Below are 4,885 nucleotides of genomic sequence, written 5' to 3' on the forward strand. Positions count from 1 at the left end.
GGTTCGCGGACGCAGTAGCAGCGCTCCGCCAGAAGGGCGCGACCCGGTTCCTGGAGGTCGGCCCGGACGGGGTGCTGTCCGCGCTGGTCGACGGTGTCCCGGCGATGCGCAAGGGTCGGGACGAGCCGCTCACCCTGATGACCGCCGTCGCGCGGATGCACGTCACCGGCTGGTCCCCGGACTGGCGCCGCGTCCTCGGCGGCGGCACCGTGGTCGACCTGCCGACGTACGCGTTCCGCCGGGCCCGGTTCTGGCTCGACGACCCCGCCGCGCACGCCGACGCCGCCGCCGTCGGGTTGCAGCCGGTCGACCATCCGCTGCTCGGCGCCGCGCTCGGCCTTGCCGACGGCGGCGGGTTCGTATTCACCAGCCGCCTGTCGCTGCGCGACCAGCCGTGGCTGCGCGACCACGCCGTCCACGGCGTGCCGGTGGTGCCCGCCACCGCCCTCGTCGACCTGGCCCTGCGCGCCGGGGAGATACTCGACTGCGGGCACCTTGACGAGCTCGCCGTCGAAGCACCCCTCGCCCTGCCCGACCCCAGCGCCGTACACCTGCAGCTCACCGTCGGCGCACCCGGCGACACCGGCGGCCGGCCTGTCGCCGTGTACTCCCGCGCCGCCGACGACCCCGACGCCGGCTGGACCCGGCACGCCACCGGGCGGCTGCACCCCGGGCACCGCTGGGACACCGCCGACCTGACCGCGTGGCCGCCGCCCCGCGCGACCCCGGTCCCCGTCGACAGGCTCTACGAGACCCTCGCCGCCGCCGGACTCGACTACGGCCCGGCGTTCCAGGGGGTGCGCGCCGCCTGGCGCCGCGACGGCGACCTGTTCGCCGAGGTCATGCTCCCCGAGGCGGCCCGCGACGACGTGGCCCGCTTCGGCATCCACCCGGCGCTGCTCGACGCCGTCCTGCACGCGCTGGGCCTCGCCTGGGACGGCGACGGCGACGCCCAGCTGCCGTTCGCGTTCCGCGGTGTCTCGGTGCGCACGACCGGTGCGGTCGCCGTCCGGGCCCGGCTCACGCTCACCGGCGCCACCACCGTCGCCGTGGAGGTCGCCGACCAGACAGGCCGGCCGGTCGCCTCGATCGAGGCCCTCGACCTGCGCCCGGTGACCGCCGCGCAGCTGGCCACGGGCCGCGCCACCGACCTGTTCCGGCTCGACCTCGTCCCGGCCCGCCCCGCCGGCGCCCACCAGCACCGGTACGCCGTGCTCGGCGCCGACCCGGCCGGCGTCGCCGCGGCCCTGACCTCGGCCGGTGCCACCGTCGACGGGTACCGCGACCTCGCCACCCTCCGCGCCGCCGGCACCGTCCCCGGCCGCGTGGTGGCCACTGTCGACGCCGCCGGCGACGACCTCCCGGCGACGGTCCAGGCGAGGACCGCCGCCGCGCTGGCCCTCGTGCAGGAATGGCTCGCCGACCCGCCGGCCGGGGCCGCGCTGCGGCTCGTCGTGCCCGCCACCGGAGCGGACGCGGTCGCGTCGGCCGGCGTCGCCGGGCTGATCCGTGCCGCCGACGCCGAACACCCCGGCACGTTCGGCGTCGTCGAGGTCCACGACGCGGAGCCCGCCGGCGCGGCGCTCGCCGCCGCCGTCGCTCTCGACGAACCTGCCGTGACGGTGCGCGGCGGCGAGGTCCTCGTCCCGCGGCTCGCCCGCGCCGGCACCGCCGTACCCGGGGCGACCCCCGCGGCGACCTTCGACGGCGACGGGACCGTGCTCGTCACCGGCGGCCTCGGCGGGCTCGGCGCGCTGATCGCCCGGCACCTCGTCACCGTCCACGGCGTGCGGCACCTGCTCCTCACCGGCCGCCGCGGCCTCGACACCGAAGGCGCCGCCGCGCTGCGCGACGAACTGGCCGGGCACGGCGCCACCGTCACCGTCGCCGCCTGCGACGTCGCCGACCGGGCCGCCGTCGCCGCCCTCCTCGCCGCCGTGTCCGCCGGGCATCCCCTGACCGCCGTCGTGCACGCCGCCGGGGTCGCCGACGACGCCGTCGTCACCGACCTCACCGCCGACCGGGTCGCCGCGATCCTGCGCCCGAAGGCCGACGGCGCCCTGCACCTGCACGAGCTGACCAGGGACCTGCCGCTGACCGCGTTCGTGCTGTACTCGTCGCTGGCCGGCATCCTCGGCGGCGCCGCCCAGGCCGGGTACGCGGCCGCGAACAGCGTCCTGGACGCCCTCGCCGCCCACCGCCGCGCCGAAGGGCTGCCGTCGCTGTCACTGGCGTGGGGGCTGTGGGACACCGCCAGCGGGATCACCGCCCACCTCGACGACACCGACCGGCGGCGCCTCGCCCGCAACGGCGTCGCGCCGCTGCCGCCCGCCGCCGCGCTCGGCCTGTTCGACCTCGCCTGCGCCGCACCCGCCCCGCTCGCCGTCCCGGCCCGGCTGCGGCCCACCACGGCGTACCCGCCCGTCCTGAGCGGCATCGCCGGTCCGGCCGGCCCGCGGGCGAGCCGTGGAGAGGACGGCGACACGCTCCGGCAGCGGCTGCGCCGCATGCCTGACGCCGAGCGGATCCCGGCGCTGCTGCGGTTGGTGCGCGCCGAGGCGGCGACGGTCCTCGGCCACGCAGCCGGCGACGACGTCGACCCGCACCGCGGGTTCCTCGAGGCCGGCTTCGACTCCCTCACCGCGCTCGAACTGCGCAACCGGCTCGCCACCGCGACCGGCCTGACGCTGCCCGCCACCGTCCTGTTCGACCACCCGACGCCGGAGGCTCTCGCCCGGCTGCTGCTGTCGCAGTTCAGCGGGGCGCGGACCGTCGAGGCCGTCCGGGCCGCGGTCCCCACCGACGAACCGGTCGCGATCGTGGCCATGAGCTGCCGGTACCCGGGCGGCGTCGGCACCCCCGAGGACCTGTGGCGGCTCGTCGCCGACGGCATCGACGCGGTCGGGCCGTTCCCCGACGACCGGGGCTGGCCCGTCGACCGGCTCTACCACCCCGACCCCGACCACCGCGGCACCAGCTACGCGCGTGAGGGTGGCTTCCTGTACGACGCGGCCGCGTTCGACGCCGACTTCTTCGGCATCTCGCCCCGGGAGGCCCTCGCCACCGACCCGCAGCAGCGGCTGCTGCTGGAGTCCTCATGGGAGCTGCTGGAACGCGCCGGGCTCGACCCGGTCGCGCTGCGCGGCAGCCAGACCGGGGTGTTCGTCGGCCTCATGTACAGCGACTACGCCGCCCGCGTCCACGACGTCCCCGACGGCCTGGAAGGACACCTCGGCAACGGCAGCGCGCCGAGCGTCGCCTCCGGCCGGGTCGCGTACACGTTCGGGTTCGAAGGACCCGCCATCACGGTCGACACCGCCTGCTCCTCGTCGCTGGTCGCCCTGCACCTGGCCGCCCAGGCGCTGCGCCGCGGCGAGTGCTCCCTGGCCGTCGCCGGCGGCGTCACCGTCATGTCGACGCCCGGCACGTTCGTCGGCTTCTCCCGCCAGCGGGGGCTCGCGCCGGACGGCCGCTGCAAGGCGTTCTCCGACGATGCCGACGGCACCGGCTGGGGCGAGGGCGTCGGCCTGCTGCTCCTGGAGCGGCTCTCCGACGCGGTCGCCAACGGCCACCCGGTCCTCGCCGTGGTGCGCGGCTCCGCCGTCAACCAGGACGGCGCGTCGAGCAGCCTCACCGCCCCGAACGGCCCCTCCCAGCAGCGGGTCATCCGGGCCGCGCTCGCCGCCGCGGACTTGGAGCCGTCCGACGTGGACGCGGTGGAGGCGCACGGCACCGGTACCAGCCTCGGCGACCCGATCGAGGCGCAGGCGCTGCTCGCCACGTACGGGCAGGGCCGCGCCGAGCCGCTGTGGCTCGGGTCCGTCAAGTCGAACCTCGGCCACACGCAGGCCGCGTCCGGCGTCGCCGGGGTCATCAAGATGGTCCTCGCGATGCGGCACGGCACGCTGCCGCGGACGCTGCACGTCAGCGCCCCGTCGTTGCACGTCGACTGGTCAGCGGGCGAGGTGCGGCTGCTCACCGAGGCCCGGCCGTGGCCGTCCGCCGACCGTCCGCGCCGCGCCGCCGTGTCGTCGTTCGGCATCTCCGGTACCAACGCGCACGTGATCGTCGAGGAGCCGCCGGCCCGGATCGCCGCGCCGGGGGAGCGGACGGCGCTGCCGGTGGTGCCGTGGCCGGTGTCGGCCCGTACCCCTGAGGCCTTGGACGCGCAGGTGGTCCGGGTGCGGGCCGTCGCCGACCTGGACCCGGTCGACGTCGGGTACTCCCTGGCGACCGGGCGGGCGGCGTTCGAACACCGGGCGGTCCTGCTGGGTGACACGGTGGTCCGGGGCCGGGTCCGCGACGGTGGTACGGCGATGCTGTTCACGGGTCAGGGTGCGCAGTGGTCGGGGATGGGTCGCGGCCTGTATGCGGCGTTCCCGGTGTTCGCGGCGGCGTATGACGAGGTGTGCGCGCACATCGAGGGTCTGCGGGACGTCGAGGGCGAGCTGCTGGATGAGACCCGTTGGACGCAGCCGGCGTTGTTCGCGGTCGAGGTGGCGCTGTTCCGGTTGCTGGAGTCGTGGGGTCTGCGGCCGGATCACCTGGTCGGTCATTCGATCGGTGAGCTGGCGGCGGCGCATGTGGCGGGCGTGTGGTCCCTTTCGGATGCGTGCAAGGTGGTGTCGGCTCGGGGCAGGTTGATGCAGGCGCTGCCGGAAGGTGGCGCGATGGTGGCTGTCCAGGCGTCCGAGTCCGATGTGCGGGCGGTGTTGGTCGAGGGTGCGGAGATCGCCGCGGTCAACGGCCCCGATGCGGTGGTGGTGTCCGGTGATGAGGACGCGGTCGCGGCGGTGGCCGCGCGGTTTGCGAAGACGCGCCGGTTGCGGGTGAGTCATGCGTTCCATTCGGCGCGGATGGACGGGATGCTGGCGGCGTTCCGTGA

General features: G+C 76.4%; 1 protein-coding gene. It reads left to right on the forward strand.

What is annotated here, in order from left to right; all coding sequences use genetic code 11:
- A partial coding sequence (locus tag AB0H83_RS51470) for an SDR family NAD(P)-dependent oxidoreductase (RefSeq protein WP_360111280.1) occupies positions 1-4,885 on the forward strand: 4,885 nt, incomplete at both ends.

Origin of the sequence: Dactylosporangium sp. NPDC050688, assembly GCF_040654515.1 — a bacterium.
GTDB lineage: Bacteria > Actinomycetota > Actinomycetes > Mycobacteriales > Micromonosporaceae > Dactylosporangium.